Raw genomic sequence first — 18,586 nt, 5'->3', positions numbered from 1 at the left:
TGATCTATGTCGGACGAATGGAAATCTCCGTCTTCGCCAGAGCGCGATGACACAGGGGACGCAAAAAGCTGGAAATTGCTGGAAAAAACCCTGCTTGCCAGTGTGCAGGAGCAGCGTCGTTCGCGGCGTTGGGGGATCTTCTTCAAGTCGCTGACGTTCCTTTATCTGTTCGGCGCGCTGGCACTGTTCTCGCCTCTGATGGATTTCGGCAAGGGAGGCTCGCGCAGTACCAGCCACACGGCTTTGATCGAGGTGAAGGGCATGATCGCCGACACCGAAGCGGCCAGCGCTGACAATATCGTCGGTAGCTTGCGAGCTGCGTTCGAAGACGAAAAAACCAAAGGCGTGATCCTTCGCATCAACAGCCCGGGTGGCAGTCCGGTGCAGTCCGGCTATATCTACGACGAAATTCGTCGCCTGCGCGCGCAGAAGCCGGACATCAAGGTGTATGCGGTGATTACTGACCTGGGTGCTTCGGGTGCGTATTACATCGCCAGCGCCGCTGACCAGATCTACGCAGACAAGGCCAGCCTGGTGGGTTCGATCGGCGTAACGGCCGCGGGCTTCGGTTTTGTTGGCACCATGGAAAAACTGGGTGTCGAACGTCGCACGTATACCTCGGGCGAACACAAAGCCTTTCTTGATCCGTTTCAGCCGCCAAAGCCTGACGAAACTGCGTTCTGGCAGGGCGTTCTGGACACCACGCACAAGCAGTTCATCGCCAGCGTGAAAGCAGGGCGTGGCGACCGCTTGAAAGACAAGGATCACCCCGAGTTGTTTTCCGGGCTGGTCTGGACCGGCGAGCAGGCCGTCGGTTTGGGTCTGGTGGACGGGCTTGGCAGTGCCAGCTACGTGGCGCGGGACATCATCGGTGAGAAAGAGATGGTGGATTACACCGTGCAGGAGTCTGTGTTTGATCGCTTCTCCAAAAAAATGGGCGCCAGCGTTGCCGAGCAAATCGCGATGTGGGCGGGGTTCAAAGGGCCCTCGATGCGCTGATCCTTCCGGCAGGCCTGATGCATTGCGCGACAAATACCCGGCCACTGGTCGGGTTTTTTATGGCCGTCAAGGCAACTCGACGCCTTCATTCATAAGCATGTCCACAAGGCGTATTAAAGGAAGGCCGATCAAGCTGGTGGCGTCGGGCCCCTCTGTGCTTTGGAACAGGCTGACGCCCAAACCTTCTGCCTTGAAGCTGCCAGCGCAGTCGTAGGGCTGTTCCGCCTGCAGGTAACGTCGCAGATGCGCATCGTCCAGCAGGCGCATGTGTACGGTAAACGGAACGCAGTCGACCTGGCACTTCCCGGTGCGGCTGTTGAAGAGGGCAAGGCCGGTGAGAAAGCTCACACTCTTGCCACTGCTGGCCTTCAGCTGTTCCAGGGCACGCTCGAAGGTATGTGGTTTGCCAATGATGCGGTCGCCCAACACGGCCACCTGATCCGAGCCGATAATCAAGTGGTTGGGAAATTGTGTGGCCAGGGCCATGGCTTTTTCCTGCGCCAGCCGTCTCACAAGCTGGGTGGCCGACTCGTCCGGTCGGTGGCTTTCATCGATGTCGGGCGATGCGCAGACGAATGGCAAGCGCAGCCGATCGAGCAATTCGCGGCGGTAACGCGAGCTGGAAGCAAGGAGTAGAGGCTGCATGGGTTGCTCCGAAACATGAAAGTCGAGTGTAATCAGCAGCTCAGGTTGCGAACAGGCCTGAATTTCCTTTGACAGTCGAAAGGGTCGTCCCTAGAATGCTGCGCCTATGTTGAATGACCCGATTCCACCTCACGTTGACCCGCGCAAATTAGCTGATCGTGGCACTACTCTTCAGGGAGAGATGCTGCTGGCTGATTTGGAGAGACTCTGCGACCCGCTTGCTGACAATCTCGGTACGGTGCAGGCGAAATTCGTTTTTGAACGAGACGAGCAACGCGCTGTGGTCATCCATAGCGAAATTGACGTCGAAGTCAAAATGGTTTGCCAGCGTTGTCTTGAGCTGGTCACCTTTCCCATCCACAGCGAATGCAGTTATGCCGTGGTGAAGGAGGGTGCAAACACCCAGTCGTTGCCGAAAGGCTATGACGTGCTGGAACTCGGCGAAGATCCCATGGATCTGCTGGCCTTGATCGAGGATGAGCTGTTGCTCGCCTTGCCCATTGTTCCAACTCATGATCCGAAAGAATGCCAGCCGCCGGCGGACCTCAATGAGCCCGAGCCGAGCGAGGACGAGGTAACGCGGTCCAACCCGTTCAGTGTATTGGCGCAGTTAAAGCGTGACCCAAACGTTTAGGAGTTAATCAATTATGGCTGTTCAGCAGAACAAAAAATCCCGCTCTGCCCGTGACATGCGTCGTTCGCACGACGCTCTCGAGGCTAGCACTCTGTCTGTAGAAAAAACCACCGGTGAAGTTCACCTGCGTCACCACGTATCGCCAGAAGGCGTATACCGTGGCCGTAAAGTGATCGACAAGGGCGCTGACGAGTAATTTCTTGTCTGCTCCGGTCATCGCGATCGACGCAATGGGCGGGGACTTCGGTCCCCGCAGCATTGTTCAGGCCAGCATTGCCTGCCTGCTTGCTACACCCTCGCTACACCTGACCCTTGTCGGTCAAGCTCCCCTCCTTGAAGAACTCATCGCCCGCCATCCCGGTGTCGATCGCTCGCGTCTGCGCGTTGTGCATGCCAGTGAAGTCATCACCATGGACGAGCGTCCGTCGCAGGCGCTGCGCGGCAAGCCTGATTCATCCATGCGTGTGGCTCTGCAGCAACTCGCCGAAGGCCAGGCGCACGCCTGCGTGAGCGCCGGCAATACGGGTGCGTTGATGGCGCTTTCCCGGCTTGTGCTGAAAACCCTTCCCGGCATCGACCGCCCGGCGATGGTGGCGGCCATTCCCACGCAACGCGGTTGCTGCCAGCTCCTGGACCTGGGTGCGAATGTCGACTGCAGCGCCGAGCAGCTCTATCAGTTTGCAGTGATGGGCTCAGTCGCGGCCGAGTCGCTGGGCGTGAAGCGACCCAAGGTTGCGTTGCTGAATGTTGGCACCGAGGACATCAAGGGCAATCAGCAGGTCAAGCTGGCCGCCAGCCTGTTGCAGGCGGCGCCAGGGTTGAACTACGTCGGCTTTGTCGAAGGTGATGGCCTGTATCGAGGCGAGGCGGATGTCGTCGTCTGCGACGGTTTCGTGGGTAATGTGCTGCTCAAGTCCAGCGAAGGCCTCGCGTTGATGATCGGCGACCGAATCGAGGCGCTGTTTCGCCGTAACCTGCTGTCGCGTCTGGCTGGGCTCGTCGCCAGGCCCGTGCTGGGCCGGCTTAAGACCGATCTGGCGCCAGCGCAGCACAACGGTGCCAGCTTTCTCGGTTTGCAGGGGATTGTGCTGAAAAGCCACGGCTCAGCTGACGCCCAGGGGTTTCAGAGTGCCATCCAGCGCGCGCTGGTCGAGATTCAGGAGAACCTGCCGCAGCGCTTGCGCGGTCGTCTGGAGGAGCTGCTTTAGGGCCTGAGTGCCAGTCTTGCGCTAGAATGTGACGCCTGTGACCGCCGGGTCATCCAACTTTCCATCGCAACACATTGAATTACCTCGCGTTCGGCTCGCCGGGCGCTCTTTTTGACGAGAATAATCAGGGGCTTGTTAATGTCTGCTTCCGTCGCATTTGTCTTCCCGGGCCAGGGCTCGCAGTCCCTCGGCATGCTGGCCGAGCTGGGCGCGCAGCATCCGCTGGTGCTGGATACCTTCAAAGAAGCTTCCGATGCTCTGGGTTATGACCTCTGGGCACTGACTCAGCAGGGCCCGGAAGAGAGCCTTAATCAGACGGACAAAACCCAGCCCGCCATTCTCACTGCTTCGATTGCCTTGTGGCGTCTGTGGCTGGCGGAAGGCGGCGTGCGCCCTGCTTACGTTGCGGGCCATAGCCTGGGTGAGTACAGCGCGCTGGTTGCCGCAGGCAGCCTGACCCTCGCGGACGCGGTCAAACTGGTCGAGCGCCGTGGTCAGCTGATGCAGGAAGCTGTGCCGGCGGGGCAGGGCGGCATGGCGGCCATTCTGGGTCTTGACGATGCGGTGGTCATTGCCGCTTGCGCCGAGGTGGCCCAGGGTGAAGTGGTCAGTGCGGTGAACTTCAATTCGCCCGGTCAGGTTGTCATTGCCGGTGCCAAGGCCGCCGTCGAGCGCGCCATTGAAGGCTGCAAGGCCAAGGGCGCCAAGCGTGCCCTGCCATTGCCGGTAAGCGTGCCCTCGCATTGCGAGTTGATGCGCCCGGCGGCCGAACGCTTTGCCGAATCGATCGCTGCCATTGAATGGCAGGTGCCGCAGATCCCGTTGGTGCAAAACGTCAGCGCCAGCGTCGTGTCTGACCTCGACACGCTGAAAACCGATCTGCTGCAGCAGCTCTACAAACCAGTGCGCTGGGTCGAATCGATTCAGACCCTGGCCGCAGAGGGTGCCCTGCAGTTGGTCGAATGCGGCCCGGGCAAGGTCCTCGCCGGTTTGAACAAGCGTTGCGCCGATGGCGTGACCACTCACAATCTCAATACCCCAGACGCCTTCGCCGCCGCTCGCGCGGCGCTGGCCTGAATAGGAGACGCCTGCATGAGTCAGGGTAAAGTTGCACTAGTCACCGGCGCGAGCCGCGGCATCGGCCGGGCCATCGCCCTGGAACTGGGACGTAACGGTGCCACGGTTGTCGGCACGGCGACGTCGGAGTCCGGCGCCGAGAAGATCACCGCCTATTTCAAGGAAAACGGTATCGAAGGCTTCGGCCTGGCGCTGGATGTCGGCAGTGACGAGTCCGTGGCCGCTGCGCTGGCCCAGATCACCGAGCGTGTGGGCGCGCCGTTGATTCTGGTCAATAACGCCGGCATCACCCGTGACAACCTCATGATGCGCATGAAAGATGACGAATGGCATGACGTTATCAACACCAACCTGAGCAGCCTGTTCCGCCTGTCAAAAGGCGTCCTGCGTGGCATGACCAAGGCGCGCTGGGGCCGGATCATCAGCATCGGTTCGGTGGTGGGTGCCATGGGCAACGCAGGTCAAGTAAACTATGCGGCCGCCAAGGCGGGTCTGGAAGGCTTCAGCCGTGCCCTGGCACGTGAAGTCGGGTCGCGCGCGGTCACGGTCAACTCGGTGACCCCGGGTTTCATCGACACCGACATGACGCGTGAGCTGCCAGAAGCGCAACGGGATTCCCTGACGGCCCAGATTCCTCTGGGCCGACTGGGGCAGGCAGAAGAGATCGCGCATGTTGTCGCTTTTCTTGCCTCAGAAGGTGCAGGCTACGTTACCGGGGCTACAATCCCCGTTAACGGCGGCATGTACATGTGACGAGTCGTATTGAAAAAATGTCATACGGGCTGTCTAAAATCCGTTATAAAGCTGAAATCTATTAAGGGGCAGAGGGTCGTTGGGCGTAGCGGAAAATGCGTTTAGCTTGAAATGCGCAAATCCTCTTCTATACACTTACCCATCGGCCAGCTGCCTGAATTTGTCCACTAGGAGTTAAAACACGGTATGAGCACCATCGAAGAGCGCGTCAAGAAAATCGTTGCCGAACAACTTGGCGTCAAGGAAGAGGAAGTCACCAACAGTGCTTCCTTCGTTGAAGACCTGGGTGCCGACTCCCTTGATACCGTTGAGCTGGTAATGGCTCTGGAAGAGGAATTCGAGACCGAAATCCCTGACGAAGAAGCCGAGAAGATCACCACCGTACAAGCGGCTATCGATTACGTTACTGCCCACCAGGCGTAAGATTTTGTAATCGTAGTTTGCTGTCCTGGAGAAACCGCACTGCCCTTGGCGTGCGGTTTTTTCTTTGAATAGGGCAGCGTTTCATCAATAGAAGAAAGGAGAGTCCTGTGTCGCGTAGACGCGTCGTGGTCACCGGTATGGGTATGCTGACGCCTTTGGGCACGGATGTGCCGAGCACCTGGCAAGGCATTCTGGCTGGCCAGAGTGGCATTGGGCCTATCGAACACACAGACCTGTCCAAGTACACCACCCGTTTTGGCGGTTCGGTGAAGGGATTCAATGTCGAGGAATACCTGTCGGCCAAAGAGGCCCGCAGACTCGACCTGTTCATTCAGTACGGGCTGGCTGCCAGCTTCCAGGCCGTGCGCAACTCCGGCATCCAGATCGACGACAGTAATCGCGAACGCGTTGGCGTGGCGATGGGATCGGGCATCGGAGGTCTCACCAACATCGAAAACACCAGCCGCCTGATGCACGAGCAGGGGCCGGGCAAGATCTCCCCGTTTTTCGTACCGGGTTCGATCATCAACATGATTTCCGGGTTTCTGTCGATCCATCTTGGCGCACAGGGTCCCAATTACGCCATCGCCACAGCCTGCACCACGAGCACCCATTGCATCGGCATGGCGGCGCGCAACATCGCCTACGACGAAGCAGACGTGATGATTGCCGGTGGCGCTGAAATGGCCGCCTGCGGTCTGGGAATGGGCGGCTTCGGCGCCTCCCGCGCGCTGTCCACTCGCAACGACGAGCCTGCTCGCGCCAGCCGTCCATGGGACAAAGGCCGCGATGGCTTCGTGCTGTCCAATGGCGCCGGTGCCATGGTGCTTGAAGAGCTGGAACACGCCAGGGCGCGTGGCGCGACCATTTATGCAGAGCTGATCGGTTTCGGCATGAGCGGCGACGCCTTCCACATGACCTCGCCGCCTGACGACGGTGCCGGCGCAGCGCGCTGCATCACCAATGCCCTGCGCGACGCCAGGATTCGCCCTGAAGACGTGCAGTACATCAACGCCCACGGCACCTCCACGCCTGCTGGTGATCTGGCCGAGGTCAGCGCCATCAAGAAGGTGTTTGGTGAACACGCCTACAAGCTCGCGGTCAGCTCGACCAAATCGATGACCGGCCACCTGCTGGGCGCCGCCGGTGCGATCGAAGCGATCTTCAGCGTGCTGGCAATCAAGGATCAGGTCGCGCCGCCGACCATCAACCTCGATGAGCCGGACGAGGGCTGTGACCTGGACTTCGTGCCTCACGAGCCGCGCAGAATGCCCATCGACGTGGTGATATCCAACTCGTTCGGTTTTGGCGGCACCAACGGTTCGCTGGTCTTCCGTCGGTACGCCGAGTGACCCTGAGCTGGATCGATGGCCTTGCAGCCGACTCCCTTGCCGTCAAGGACCGGGGTCTGGCTTACGGCGATGGTCTCTTCGAAACCTGTCTGGTCACGGCCGGGCAGCCGCTGCTCTTCCAGCGTCACCTGGACCGGCTGTCAGCAGGGGCGCAGCGCCTGGCGTTGAACCTTGACCTGCCGTTGACTGAGCGCGAGTGCCGCAGTTTTGCCGGGGAAGTAGGCGAGGGCGTGATGAAGCTCATCGTCACCCGTGGCGACGGGGTACGGGGTTATGCACCGGCATCGAACGCCACGCCGCGCCGCATTCTGCAGGCCGGCCCGTTGCCCGCGTACCCCGAAGCCCATGCACAGCAAGGCATCAGGCTGTTCTCCTGTCAGACTCGTCTGGCCGAGCAGCCGTTGCTGGCCGGGCTCAAGCACCTGAATCGTCTTGAGCAAGTGCTTGCCCGCAGCGAATGGCAGAACGCTGACTATGCCGAAGGCCTGATGCGGGACGTATCCGGGCGAATCATCGAAGGGGTTTACAGCAATCTTTTCATGGTCAAGGGCGGCGTTCTGCTGACGCCGGACCTGCGCCGATGCGGTGTGGCGGGCGTCATGCGAGCCGAGATCCTGGCGCTGGCAGAGCGCGAGAATATGCCTGCCCGGGAGCTGGATCTGCACATGGCTGACCTGCAGAAGGCCGACGAGGTGTTCGTCTGCAACAGCGTGTATGGCATCTGGCCGGTGCTGGGCATCGAGCATCTGAACTGGCCGGTTGGGCCGCTGACCCGTAAACTCCAACACCTTGTTCGCGGGCTTCTGGATATCTGATTCGTGATCCGAAAATTTCTTGTCTTGCTGGAAGCAGGTGTGGTTCTGGCGGGGTTGCTGCTGGGTGTGGCTTATTGGCAGCAGAGCGGCGCGCTGCATCAGACACTCAACCTGACCCAGGAAAAACTGCTGGATGTACCGGCTGGTTCCTCGCCGACCGGTGTGCTGAATCGGCTCCAGGCCGACGGCGTCATCGACGATGCCTTTTGGCTGCGGCTGTACTGGCGCTTCAATTTGCAGGGACAGTCGCTGCACAGCGGCGAGTACCGCATGGTCCCCGGTATGAACGCTGAGTCTCTGCTCGATCTCTGGCAGAAAGGCGAAGTCGTCCAATACAGCGTGACGCTGGTCGAGGGCTGGACTTTCCGCCAGGTGCGTGCGGCGCTGGCCAAACAAAACAAGCTTGAGCAAACCACCGCCTATCTTGATGACGCGGGGCTGATGGCGAAGCTTGGCCATCCCGACGTCTTTCCGGAAGGGCGATTCTTTCCGGACACCTATCGCTACGTGCGCGGCATGACGGACGTTGAATTGCTCAAGCAAGCCTACAATCGTCTTGATGAAGTACTGCAGGAGGAGTGGGACAAGCGCGCTGCCGATGTGCCTTACACCGATGCCTACCAGGCGCTGATCATGGCGTCGCTGGTGGAAAAGGAAACCGGTGTGCCTCAAGAGCGTGGCCAGATCGCAGGGGTGTTTGTGCGTCGCTTGCAGCAAGGCATGCTGTTGCAGACCGATCCAACCGTGATCTACGGCCTGGGTGATCGCTACAACGGCAAAATCACCCGGGCGCTGCTGAAAGAGCCTACGCCTTACAACACCTATGTCATTGCCGGTCTGCCGCCCACCCCGATTTCCATGGTCGGACGCGAGGCAATCCATGCGGCGATGCACCCTGTTGCCGGCAACAGCCTGTACTTCGTGGCAAGAGGGGACGGCAGTCATGTTTTTTCTGCGGATCTGGACGCGCACAATGCGGCGGTGAAGGAGTTTCAGCTCAAGCGCCGCGCGGATTACCGTTCGAGTCCGGCGCCTGTCGCCGTACCGGTAATGCCAGCCGACACCACAGAAAAGCCGGCCGACGCGACGCCGCCTTCCTCTGAGCCGCAGCCTTCGGCGTTGAAAGCCGTCGAGCCGGAATCGAGTGAGCCGCCATCGAAACCGCAGACCGAGACGGCAGACCCGTCGACCCCGGCCAATGGCAACGGCGAACCCTCGCAATGAATCTGACCAAGGACTGCCTGTGACCGGTTTGTTTATTACCCTGGAAGGCCCCGAAGGCGCGGGCAAAAGCACCAACCGCAATTATCTGGCCGAGCGCCTGCGCAGAGAAGGCATCGACGTGGTGCTGACCCGCGAGCCGGGCGGCACACCACTGGCCGAGCGCATTCGCGAGCTGTTGTTGGCGACTGGCGACGAGCAGATGTTCGTCGATACCGAGCTGCTGCTGATGTTCGCCGCCCGCGCGCAACACCTCGCAGCGTTGATCCGCCCGGCGCTGGCCCGCGGTGCGGTAGTGCTTTGCGATCGGTTTACCGATGCGACGTACGCGTATCAGGGTGGCGGCCGAGGCTTGCCCATCGAGCGTATCGCCGTACTGGAGGATTTCGTTCAAGGCGCATTGCGGCCCGACCTGACGCTGGTGTTCGACCTGCCCATCGAGATTGGTCTTGCCCGCGCCTCTGCGCGTGGTCAGCTTGACCGGTTCGAGCAGGAGGGCCGTGCGTTTTTCGAGGCTGTGCGCAGTACGTATCTGTCCCGCGCTGCCGCGGCCCCCGAGCGTTATCGCCTGGTGGACGCTGCGCTGCCGCTGGCCGATGTGCAGGCGTCTCTCGACCTGCTGGTTCCCGAATTGCTCACGCTGCTGGCGGCCCGCCGACATGGCTGAGGCCTATCCCTGGCAGCACGGTCTCTGGCAGCAACTGGCCGGGCGCACGCAGCATGCTCATGCTTACCTGCTGCACGGCCCGGCGGGTATCGGCAAACGGGCGCTGGCCGAGCGGCTGATGTATCTGCTGCTGTGTCAGCGCCCAGCGGGGCTTGAGGCGTGCGGGCAATGCAAGTCCTGCTCGCTGCTGGCGGCTGGCAGTCACCCCGACCATTACGTGCTGGAGCCGGAGGAGGCCGACAAGGCGATCAAGGTCGATCAAGTGCGCGATCTGGTCAGTTTCGTGGTGCAGACCGCACAGATGGGCGGGCGCAAGGTAGTGCTGATCGAACCGGTCGAGTCAATGAACATCAATGCCGCCAATGCGCTGCTCAAAAGCCTTGAAGAACCCTCGGGCAACACCATTCTGCTGCTGGTCAGTCATCAACCGAGCCGGCTGCTGCCGACGGTCAAAAGCCGGTGCGTGCAACAGGCGTGTCCGCTGCCGAGCGAGGCCATGAGTGTCGCCTGGCTGGCCGACGCGCTGCCCGATTGCACAGAGCAGGAGCGTATGGACCTGCTGGTGCTCGCCGCCGGTTCGCCACTGGGCGCCGTCAAGCTGCAAGCGCAGGGCGTTCATGAGCAACGCGCGCTGGTGGTGGAGGGCGTCAAAAAGCTGCTCAAAGGCCAGCAGTCTCCGACGCAGCTCGCCGAGGGGTGGAAGGACATCCCCTTGCTGCTGCTCTTCGACTGGTTCTGCGACTGGTCGAGCCTGATCCTGCGCTACCAGCTGACGCAGGACGAAGATGGTCTGGGCCTGAACGACATGCGCAAGGTCATACAGTATCTGGCGCAGAAATCCTCGCAGCGCAACGTACTCGCCATCCAGGACTGGGTGCTTATGCAGCGGCAGAAGGTCATGTCAAAAGCGAACCTGAACCGGGTTTTGTTGCTCGAAGCATTATTGGTGCAGTGGGCAGGTCTGACCGGACAGGGTTAGACTGGCGCACTGCATGACATCAGCATTGCCGAGGAAACCGAGATGAGTGTGCCATTGAGCCCAGGTCCGCGTAACGGCATCCTGTCCCTGACCATCAAGGACAAGTCCGTCCTCTACGCCGCGTACATGCCGTTCATCAAAAACGGCGGGCTGTTCATTCCAACCAGCAAAAGCTACAAGCTGGGCGATGAAGTGTTCATGCTGCTCAACCTGATGGACGAGCCTGAAAAAATCCCGGTCGCCGGCAAGGTCACCTGGATCACGCCGAAGGGTGCCCAGGGCAACCGCGCCGCGGGCGTCGGCGTTCAGTTCAACGACGGTGACAACACTGCGCGCAACATGATTGAAAACTACCTGGCCGGCGCTTTGAAGTCCGACCGTCCTACCCACACGATGTAAGTTGCTCCCGCCGCCATGCTTGTAGATTCCCATTGTCACCTTGATCGCCTCGATCTCAGCGCCCACGACGGCTCCCTCGACAACGCCTTGCAAGCAGCGAGGGACAGGGGCGTCGGGCACTTCCTGTGCATCGGCGTCAGCGCCGAAAACGCAGGCGCCGTGAAAGCCCTGGCCGAACGTTACGATGACGTCGATTGCTCGGTGGGTATACACCCGCTGGACCTCAAACCCGGCGAGGCGCCTGCGCTGGAGTGGTTGCTCGGCGAGCTGAATCACCCGCGAGTGGTGGCTATTGGCGAAACCGGGCTGGACTATCACTACGAGCCCGAGGCCGCCGAGTTGCAGCAGGCCTCTTTCCGCCTTCATTTGCAGGCAGCTAACGTGACGGGCAAGCCGGTCATCGTGCACACCCGTGGCGCTCGTGCCGATACGCTGCAATTGCTGCGCGAAGCGTCATTGCCCCAGGGCGGTGTGTTGCATTGCTTCACCGAAGACTGGGACATGGCCAAAGCTGCGCTGGACCTGGGCTTCTATATTTCGCTGTCCGGCATCGTCACCTTCCGCAATGCCGAGGCGTTGCGGGACGTCGCCAGCAAGGTGCCGGCTGACCGGTTGCTGGTCGAGACAGATTCTCCCTACCTGGCGCCCATCCCGTACCGTGGCAAGCCGAACCTGCCGCAGTATGTGCGTGAAGTAGCCGAGTTCCTGGCCATGCTCCGCGGCGAGACCTTCGAGCGCTTCGCCGAACAGACCAGCGAGAACTTCAAGCGGCTGTTCCCGCTGGCCCACGTCAGGAACTGAACACGCCCCCTCAAATCGCGGCCAAAAAAAACCCGGGTTCTGGGGGGTGAATCCGGGTTAAGACCATTAGGAGTACAACAAAGACACGCTATCCGTAGGTGTCCTTACCGGCGCTGGCACTTGGGGGAGATGCCGCGCTGGCGAAGATAAGTATTGGCTAAAATCGGCCCGCGTCCAGTCTGCCTCTGTGTGATTTTTAAACAGTTTTGGAATACCCGGCGCATTCCTGATACCCCAATCTCTCTGAGCCCTCGCGCAATTGACCGCCTGACCCTCATCGACAAAAAGCGAGACTGTCTTGGCCTTGCGCGTTTCCTTTTGCCTCGGTAGAGCGAAATTCGTCAGAAAACGGATACAGGTCGGATGCTCCGTGCATTCTGCTGCGAGATAGGCATAATGTGCGGCTTCGATTTCGAACCCGCAGCCCCTCCTATGCAGAAAGAACCTCGTAAAGTCCGTGAGTTTCGCCGCCGTGAGCAGGAAATTCTCGACACCGCGCTTAAGCTGTTCCTGGAACAGGGTGAAGACAGCGTCACTGTCGAAATGATCGCGGACGCCGTGGGCATCGGCAAAGGCACCATCTACAAGCACTTCAAATCCAAGGCCGAGATTTATCTGCGCCTGATGCTCGACTACGAGCGGGATTTAAACGAGCTTTTGCATTCCGCGGATGTCGACAAAGATAAAGAGGCGCTGTCCCGCGCCTACTTCGAATTCCGTATGCGCGACCCGCAGCGCTATCGCCTGTTTGACCGGCTTGAAGAGAAAGTCGTCAAAGGTAACCAGGTGCCGGAGCTGGTCGAGGAGCTCCACAAGATTCGCGCTTCAAACTTTGAACGCCTGACCTTGCTGATCAAGGGCCGAATTTCCGAAGGCAAGCTCGAAGACGTCCCTCCGTATTTTCACTATTGCGCCGCATGGGCACTGGTGCACGGGGCGGTGGCGTTGTATCACTCGCCGTTCTGGAGCAATGTCCTTGAGGATCAGGAAGGTTTTTTCCAGTTCCTGATGGACATCGGCGTGCGCATGGGCAACAAGCGCAAGCGTGACATTGATCATGCGCCCGAAGCCAAGCCTGCCTCCGCGGCAGAGTAAGAATCTGTCCAGGGCACCGCCTTCAACAAGCAAAGTTTCCTCCCCGGTCGATGTGGCGCAAAAGCTGCATTAACTGGCCATTCGCCGGTTTTCCGTCGCCGGACTTTGGAGGAAATAATGCGTAGCCTGGTTTTACTGCTGGCTCTACTGGCGTTGAGTGGCTGCATGCACGTCAGCGATCTGGCACAAGGCGCTCACGACGAGCTCAGTGACGCCGGGCTGCTGGATCACAGTTCAACCCGCCGGTTGAACAACTTTCGCCTGCAACCCGACTCGTTCATCTACATTGCCCAGGGCGCGTTCGTCCCGCGCGGTGGCGCATACCCGCGCCCCAACGTTGTGGCTGAAGAAGCGTTCAACGGCTTTGTCGAGTATTTCCCGATGGTCCGCCGCGCTCGCGCCCCGGAAGGTCTGGACGACGCGATGAACGAAGCCCGCTCTGCCGGTGCGCACTACTTGTTGTATACGCGGTTTGCCAAGGCGGACGACCGCATTGGCACTTTCGATGAATGGTCTGATCAGGAAGCCGTGGATCGTCTGGGCATCGACAATGGCGTCATCCAGCTAATGCTGATCGAGACCAATACCCGCTATCTGATCGACTCGGCTCGCATCCACAGCCGCGGTGGTTTGCTGACGTTGTACGACACCAAGCCCGAAGATTTGCTAGGACCCCCGATGGAGGCTTACGCTCGCAGTCTGTTGGGCGTCGAAGCCCGCTGAGGAGTGGCGTATGACCGGGCAGGACAAAGCGAACGATTTGCTGGCGCAGATTGCCACGGGCGGCAAGGGCTTGCCGCCCGTGCATTTGTGGAACCCGGCGTTTTGCGGCGACATCGACATGCGTATTGCCCGCGACGGCACTTGGTTCTATCTGGGTACGCCTATCGGTCGCAAGCCCATGGTCCGGTTGTTTTCCACCATCATCCGCCGAGACGGGGATGAGTATTTTCTGATCACCCCGGTGGAAAAGGTCGGCATCAAGGTAGACGACGCACCCTTTGTTGCGGTGCTGCTGAGCACTGAAGGCGCCGGGGAGTCGCAGGTTCTTCGATTCACCACCAACGTCGACGACGAGGTGGCAGCCGGGCCCGAGCATCCACTGCGCGTCGTGATCGACCCGCACACCCATGAACCTTCACCTTATCTCCATGTGCGCAACAACCTCGAAGCGTTGGTGCATCGCAATGTTTTCTATCAGTTGGTGGATCTGGCCGTCACCCGCGAAATCGACGGCCAGCGCTGGCTGGGTGTGTGGAGCGCGGGCGAATTTTTCCGCATCGGTCTCGAACCCTGAAACCCGCTTTGCCGTTGGACGCTGCACGCTCAGCCAATTGCCTGGCCTGCGCCGCGCGGTTACAGTGCCGCCCCCGTTTTTTCCTGAGGTTTTTCCATGAGTCAGTCCTTTGATATCGCCGTGATCGGCGCCACCGGTACTGTCGGCGAAACCATCGTGCAGATCCTCGAAGAGCGCGACTTCCCGGTTGGCGCACTGCATTTGCTCGCCAGCGCCGAATCGGCCGGCAGCTCTGTGCCGTACCGAGGGAAGAATGTTCGGGTGCGCGAAGTCGACGCATTTGATTTCAACAAGGCAAAAATAGCGTTCTTCGCGGCGGGCGCCGCGGTCACGCGCAGCTACGCCGAGCGCGCCACTGCAGCAGGCTGTGCGGTCATCGACTTGTCCGCCGGCTTGCCGGTCGAGCAGGCTCCCAACGTGGTACCCGAAGTCAATGGCGCCAGCTTGAGTGCTCTGGCCGCGCCCGCTCAGGTTGCCTGCCCGAGTTCCAGCGCTGCAGCGCTTGCGTTGGTGCTGGCTCCGCTGCGATCGCTGATGAACATCGAGCGGGTCACGGTAACGGCCTGCCTGGCAGTCTCGAGCATGGGCCGCGAAGGGGTCACTGAACTGGCCCGACAAACCGCAGAATTGCTCAATGTGCGTCCGCTGGAGCCCCGAGTGTTCGACCGGCAAATGGCGTTCAACGTGCTGGCCCAAGTGGGCAAGCCTGATGACGAAGGTCACGTGCCCCTGGAAAAACGTTTGGTCAGCGAGTTGCGCGAGTTGCTGTCGCTGCCTTTAATCAAGATCGGCGTCAGTTGCATCCAGGTGCCGGTGTTCTTCGGCGACAGTCTGAGCGTGTCGGTGCAAACGAGCGAGGCGGTGGAGGTCGCGGCGGTCAGTCGCGCCCTTGAAAGCGCCGATGGCATCGAACTGGTGGATGCAGGTGATTATCCGACGCCGGTGGGCGATGCGGTTGGACAGGATGCTGTCTATGTAGGACGTGTGCGCCGAGGTGTCGAAGACAGTTGCGAGCTGAATTTCTGGGTCACGCTGGATAATGTGCGCAAAGGCGCAGCGCTGAACGCTGTGCAGGTGGCTGAGTTGTTGATAAAAGACGTTGTGTAAAAGATACTTGCCCACAATTCGAAGAATCATTCTAGCTGCGGCGTGTCGATACGCCCTACACCCGAGCAGGCATTATCTTCGCGATTGCCGGGGAAATTTCAAACAAGGGATGGGCTATGGTTCAGGTTCGTAAACTCGTTTTAGCAATCGCTGCGGCGTCGGCGCTGTCATCTGGAATGGCCCAAGCGCTCGGCCTCGGCGGTCTGACCGTGAAGTCGACCCTGAATCAACCGCTGTTGGCCGAGATCGAGCTCACGGAAGTCCAGGACCTGAGTGCCTCGCAGGTGGTGCCGAGCCTGGCGACCTCTGCAGAGTTCGCCCAGGCGGGCGTCGGTCGTGTGGCGATACTCGATGACTTGACCTTCACTCCGGTGGTCAATCCCGGTGGCAAAAGCGTTCTGCGCATTACTTCCACCAAACCCATCCGCGACCCCTATGTGAAGTTCCTGGTTCAGGTGCTCTGGCCCAACGGCCGAGCGCTGCGTGAATACAGCCTGTTGCTGGATCCGCCGAAATTCTCCCCGCAAGCCGCTGCGGCCGCCGCTGCGGGCTCGGCACAGCTGCCCTCTACGGCGCCGAACGCCGCGCCGGCGACAGCGCCTGCTGCTGAAGCTCCAGCACCGGCACCCGCACCTTCGACGCCCGCACCCGCGCCTGAGCCGAAATTCACTCAATACACCACCGCCAACAACGACACGCTATGGGAAATCGCCGAGCGCGTTAAGAATGGCGGCACTGTGCAGCAGACCATGCTGGCGATTCAGGCGTTGAACCCCGATGCGTTTATTGCCGGCAATATCAACCGCCTGAAAAAGGGCCAGGTGTTGCGTCTGCCGTCGCCTCAGGAATCAACGGCACTGGCTCAGCCCCGTGCGGTTGCCGAGGTCGCCGAGCAGAATCGCGCCTGGCGAGAAGGCCGGCGCCTGCCGAGCGGCGCCCGGCAGGTAGATGCGACCCGTCGCGACCGTACCGGCCCTTCGCCGTCGCAGATCGACGCCAAGGACAGCCTCAGTCTTGTCTCGGCCAACGCCAAGCCTGGCGCAAAAGGCGCCGCCAGCGACAATGCCGATGTCAGTACCCAGTTGGCGACGACCCAGGAAAGCCTCGACAGCACCCGTCGCGACAACGCTGAGCTGAAAAGCCGCATGACCGACCTGCAAAGCCAGGTCGACAAGCTGCAGCGTCTGATTCAGCTCAAAAATGACCAGTTGGCGAAGATGCAGGCCTCGGGTGCCGCGATCCCGCCGCCCGTCGACCCTGCCAACGCGGCAAATCCCGCCAACCCTGCGGTCAGCCCCAATAGCGTCACCAACCCCAACAATGCGGCCAACCCGGCGATGCAGGCTGAGGTGGTGCCGAACGCTGCTGCCCCGGATGCTGCCGGCAAGGCCCCCAACGAAATCGCACCGGAAGACGCGTTGCCGGTAGACGGCGCAGCGGTCACCAGCGCGACGCCTGATCAGCCGTTGATTGTTCCGACTGAGCCTGTGGTCGATGAAGACAACCGCAGCGCGCTCGACAAGATCCTCTCCAGCCCGATGCTGATGGGCATCATTGGCGGAGGGGCGCTGCTGGTATTGCTGTTGCTTCTGCTGTTGTTGGCGCGTCGTCGCAATGCGCTGATCGAGGCTGAAAAACACCGCCAGATGGCCCGCGCTCTGTCTGAAGAGTCCGACTTCGCTTCTGACATGGACATGCCGCCCAGCAGTTTCGAAGGGCTCGAGACGCCGGCACCCCATGCAAAGATGCCGCCGGCGCCGACCGTCACCGAGCCGGTCCGCGAACATCCGGCTGACGCGCTCGTTCAGGCTGAAATCCACATTGCCTATGGCCGCACCAATCAGGCGGTCGCGGTGCTTGAAGATGCCATCAAGCATGAGCCTGAGCGCAGTGATTTGCGCCTCAAACTCATGGAGGTCTATGCCGAGCAAGACAACACCGCCGGGTTCGTCGCGCAGGAGCGGCAACTGATTGCCACGGGAAAGAACCACGCTGAAGTCGAAGAGCTGAAATCCCGGTATCCGTCGATGGCCGCTGCGGCAGCTGCCGTTGCCGGAGTGGCCGCAGCAGCGGTCCTGGCGTCGGAGATGGACGCCAAGTACGTCGAAGACCTGTTGCACGACGAACCTGAAGTGGCCGCTCAAACTCAGCCATATACCGAAGTGCCGCTGGACGAAGAATTCGACAACGCTTTCGACCTGAGCCTGGATGACCTGGACGGCGAGTCGACGCCCACCGCGTCCAACCGTGCCGTGGCGCAGGAAGACGCGACGCTCGACGATCTGGACCTGGACGCGCCGTTCGCCGGTTCGGCCGCTGACGATCTGGATTTCGACGCCATTCTGCGCGAGCAGCAGGCGGTTTCAACGGACGCCAAGCCTGCCGATCTGGACGATTTTGACCTCGACTTGTCCGAGGATCAGCCAGCGCTGAAGGCCGAGGACGATTACCTGCTGGGCATGGAAGACGATCTGCGAGATCCGTCGCCGGCCGTGCCGTCCGCAGAGCCGGGCGCCACAAAGGCCGACGCTGCAGACGACATCGACTTGCCGGCGGATTTCGACCTGTCGCTGGCCGATGAAATGGAAACCGATCAAGCCTCGCAAGCGTTCGCTTCCGAAATCGACGACGTCAACGCCGAACTCGATCGCTTGTCCCAGAGCCTTGAACAGCCACCGATCGCCAAGCCATTTGACGCGCCGCCGGTGGATTCGCCTCGCTTCAATGAACAAGACGCACTGCTGGCCGATGATGAACCGGAGTTCGACTTCCTGTCCGGTACCGATGAGGCTGCTACCAAGCTGGATCTCGCTCGGGCCTATATCGAAATGGGTGACGCCGACGGCGCTCGCGACATTCTCGACGAAGTCGTCGTTGAAGGGGATGACGGTCAGAAGACTGAAGCGCGTGACATGTTATCGCGCCTCGTCTGATCGGCTGACTCGCTTGAAAAAACGACCGCTTCGGCGGTCGTTTGCGTTTTCGGACGGGTGCTTGGGGTCGCCGTTGCGCAGTGGATTAACGGCGTGTCAGGTCGATGGCGTCTTTTTGTTCGATCCGTATAATGGCCGCCCTTGCGCACATCGACAGGCTTTAAGTTCTTGGCAACTACAG

Annotated in this window: 20 protein-coding genes; 19 read left to right on the top strand and 1 reads right to left on the bottom strand. The window is 60.6% G+C overall.

The window, feature by feature from the left end; all coding sequences use genetic code 11:
• Positions 1-6: 6 nt before the first annotated feature.
• Positions 7-999, top strand: coding sequence for a signal peptide peptidase SppA (gene sppA, locus QRN48_RS15815; protein ID WP_285351625.1), 993 nt, complete (start codon positions 7-9; stop codon positions 997-999).
• 66 nt (positions 1,000-1,065) lie between these two features.
• Here the strand turns inward: sppA and QRN48_RS15810 are convergent, their stop codons facing one another.
• A complete protein-coding gene (locus QRN48_RS15810; RefSeq protein ID WP_285351624.1) occupies positions 1,066-1,644 on the bottom strand; it encodes a Maf family protein in 579 nt (192 codons plus the stop codon).
• Between the two features lie 106 nt (positions 1,645-1,750).
• Here QRN48_RS15810 and QRN48_RS15805 point away from each other — a divergent pair, with 106 nt between their 5' ends.
• The 18 genes from QRN48_RS15805 to QRN48_RS15720 all read left to right on the top strand — a co-directional run bounded on the left by QRN48_RS15805 (position 1,751) and on the right by QRN48_RS15720 (position 18,405).
• Positions 1,751-2,278, top strand: a complete 528-nt coding sequence (locus QRN48_RS15805; protein WP_037011765.1) for a YceD family protein — start codon at positions 1,751-1,753, stop codon at positions 2,276-2,278.
• Between the two features lie 13 nt (positions 2,279-2,291).
• Positions 2,292-2,474 (top strand): 50S ribosomal protein L32, encoded by a 183-nt coding sequence (gene rpmF / locus QRN48_RS15800; protein WP_003179396.1) that lies wholly within the window; start codon positions 2,292-2,294, stop codon positions 2,472-2,474.
• Positions 2,475-2,478: 4 nt separating this feature from the next.
• Positions 2,479-3,486 (top strand): phosphate acyltransferase PlsX, encoded by a 1,008-nt coding sequence (gene plsX, locus QRN48_RS15795; RefSeq protein ID WP_285351622.1) that lies wholly within the window; start codon positions 2,479-2,481, stop codon positions 3,484-3,486.
• Between the two features lie 138 nt (positions 3,487-3,624).
• On the top strand, positions 3,625-4,563 hold the full coding sequence (gene fabD / locus QRN48_RS15790) for an ACP S-malonyltransferase (protein WP_285351621.1): 939 nt from the start codon (positions 3,625-3,627) through the stop codon (positions 4,561-4,563).
• Positions 4,564-4,578: 15 nt separating this feature from the next.
• Entirely contained in the window at positions 4,579-5,316 is a 738-nt protein-coding gene (fabG, locus tag QRN48_RS15785; RefSeq protein WP_037011760.1) for a 3-oxoacyl-ACP reductase FabG, read from the top strand.
• A 186-nt stretch (positions 5,317-5,502) separates the two neighbouring features.
• Positions 5,503-5,739 carry an acyl carrier protein gene (gene acpP, locus QRN48_RS15780; RefSeq protein ID WP_016973676.1) on the top strand — a complete coding sequence of 79 codons (237 nt, stop codon included), beginning with the start codon at positions 5,503-5,505 and terminating at the stop codon, positions 5,737-5,739.
• A gap of 107 nt (positions 5,740-5,846) precedes the next feature.
• Positions 5,847-7,091: a beta-ketoacyl-ACP synthase II gene (gene fabF / locus QRN48_RS15775; protein ID WP_037011758.1), complete on the top strand. Its 1,245-nt coding sequence runs from the start codon at positions 5,847-5,849 to the stop codon at positions 7,089-7,091.
• Entirely contained in the window at positions 7,088-7,906 is an 819-nt protein-coding gene (pabC, locus tag QRN48_RS15770; RefSeq protein ID WP_285351617.1) for an aminodeoxychorismate lyase, read from the top strand. Before fabF ends, pabC begins: the two co-directional genes overlap by 4 nt.
• Positions 7,907-7,909: 3 nt before the next feature.
• Entirely contained in the window at positions 7,910-9,130 is a 1,221-nt protein-coding gene (gene mltG, locus QRN48_RS15765; RefSeq protein WP_285351615.1) for an endolytic transglycosylase MltG, read from the top strand.
• A 19-nt stretch (positions 9,131-9,149) separates the two neighbouring features.
• Positions 9,150-9,794: a dTMP kinase gene (tmk, locus tag QRN48_RS15760; RefSeq protein ID WP_285351613.1), complete on the top strand. Its 645-nt coding sequence runs from the start codon at positions 9,150-9,152 to the stop codon at positions 9,792-9,794.
• A complete protein-coding gene (locus QRN48_RS15755; protein ID WP_037011755.1) occupies positions 9,787-10,773 on the top strand; it encodes a DNA polymerase III subunit delta' in 987 nt (328 codons plus the stop codon). Before tmk ends, QRN48_RS15755 begins: the two co-directional genes overlap by 8 nt.
• A 42-nt stretch (positions 10,774-10,815) precedes the next feature.
• Entirely contained in the window at positions 10,816-11,172 is a 357-nt protein-coding gene (locus QRN48_RS15750) for a PilZ domain-containing protein (protein ID WP_037011754.1), read from the top strand.
• 15 nt (positions 11,173-11,187) lie between these two features.
• The gene (locus tag QRN48_RS15745; RefSeq protein ID WP_191945331.1) at positions 11,188-11,973 is read left to right on the top strand and encodes a TatD family hydrolase; all 786 of its coding nucleotides are present in this window, start codon (positions 11,188-11,190) and stop codon (positions 11,971-11,973) included.
• 432 nt (positions 11,974-12,405) lie between these two features.
• Positions 12,406-13,068 carry a TetR/AcrR family transcriptional regulator gene (locus tag QRN48_RS15740; protein ID WP_037013156.1) on the top strand — a complete coding sequence of 221 codons (663 nt, stop codon included), beginning with the start codon at positions 12,406-12,408 and terminating at the stop codon, positions 13,066-13,068.
• Between the two features lie 117 nt (positions 13,069-13,185).
• Complete coding sequence (locus QRN48_RS15735; protein ID WP_037011750.1) at positions 13,186-13,791, top strand: DUF4823 domain-containing protein; 606 nt, start codon at positions 13,186-13,188, stop codon at positions 13,789-13,791.
• Between the two features lie 10 nt (positions 13,792-13,801).
• Positions 13,802-14,365, top strand: coding sequence for a DUF1285 domain-containing protein (locus tag QRN48_RS15730; RefSeq protein WP_285351609.1), 564 nt, complete (start codon positions 13,802-13,804; stop codon positions 14,363-14,365).
• A gap of 96 nt (positions 14,366-14,461) precedes the next feature.
• Entirely contained in the window at positions 14,462-15,472 is a 1,011-nt protein-coding gene (locus tag QRN48_RS15725) for an aspartate-semialdehyde dehydrogenase (RefSeq protein WP_285351607.1), read from the top strand.
• Between the two features lie 116 nt (positions 15,473-15,588).
• Positions 15,589-18,405 (top strand): FimV/HubP family polar landmark protein, encoded by a 2,817-nt coding sequence (locus QRN48_RS15720; RefSeq protein WP_285351606.1) that lies wholly within the window; start codon positions 15,589-15,591, stop codon positions 18,403-18,405.
• Positions 18,406-18,586: the final 181 nt, after the last annotated feature.

It is taken from the genome of Pseudomonas sp. ME-P-057 (genome assembly GCF_030208975.1).
Lineage (GTDB): Bacteria > Pseudomonadota > Gammaproteobacteria > Pseudomonadales > Pseudomonadaceae > Aquipseudomonas > Aquipseudomonas lutea.
Note: the sequence above shows the minus strand (reverse complement) of the source record. Positions and strands in the feature narration are given on the sequence as shown.

Bases quoted from the DNA above. Each gene is read 5' to 3' on its own strand.
- sppA (WP_285351625.1), top strand. From the start codon at position 7: ATGTCGGACGAATGGAAATCTCCGTCTTCGCCAGAGCGCGATGACACA.
- QRN48_RS15810 (WP_285351624.1), bottom strand. From the start codon at position 1,644: ATGCAGCCTCTACTCCTTGCTTCCAGCTCGCGTTACCGCCGCGAATTG.
- QRN48_RS15805 (WP_037011765.1), top strand. From the start codon at position 1,751: ATGTTGAATGACCCGATTCCACCTCACGTTGACCCGCGCAAATTAGCT.
- rpmF (WP_003179396.1), top strand. From the start codon at position 2,292: ATGGCTGTTCAGCAGAACAAAAAATCCCGCTCTGCCCGTGACATGCGT.
- fabD (WP_285351621.1), top strand. From the start codon at position 3,625: ATGTCTGCTTCCGTCGCATTTGTCTTCCCGGGCCAGGGCTCGCAGTCC.
- fabG (WP_037011760.1), top strand. From the start codon at position 4,579: ATGAGTCAGGGTAAAGTTGCACTAGTCACCGGCGCGAGCCGCGGCATC.
- acpP (WP_016973676.1), top strand. From the start codon at position 5,503: ATGAGCACCATCGAAGAGCGCGTCAAGAAAATCGTTGCCGAACAACTT.
- QRN48_RS15755 (WP_037011755.1), top strand. From the start codon at position 9,787: ATGGCTGAGGCCTATCCCTGGCAGCACGGTCTCTGGCAGCAACTGGCC.
- QRN48_RS15750 (WP_037011754.1), top strand. From the start codon at position 10,816: ATGAGTGTGCCATTGAGCCCAGGTCCGCGTAACGGCATCCTGTCCCTG.
- QRN48_RS15745 (WP_191945331.1), top strand. From the start codon at position 11,188: ATGCTTGTAGATTCCCATTGTCACCTTGATCGCCTCGATCTCAGCGCC.
- QRN48_RS15740 (WP_037013156.1), top strand. From the start codon at position 12,406: ATGCAGAAAGAACCTCGTAAAGTCCGTGAGTTTCGCCGCCGTGAGCAG.
- QRN48_RS15735 (WP_037011750.1), top strand. From the start codon at position 13,186: ATGCGTAGCCTGGTTTTACTGCTGGCTCTACTGGCGTTGAGTGGCTGC.
- QRN48_RS15730 (WP_285351609.1), top strand. From the start codon at position 13,802: ATGACCGGGCAGGACAAAGCGAACGATTTGCTGGCGCAGATTGCCACG.
- QRN48_RS15725 (WP_285351607.1), top strand. From the start codon at position 14,462: ATGAGTCAGTCCTTTGATATCGCCGTGATCGGCGCCACCGGTACTGTC.
- QRN48_RS15720 (WP_285351606.1), top strand. From the start codon at position 15,589: ATGGTTCAGGTTCGTAAACTCGTTTTAGCAATCGCTGCGGCGTCGGCG.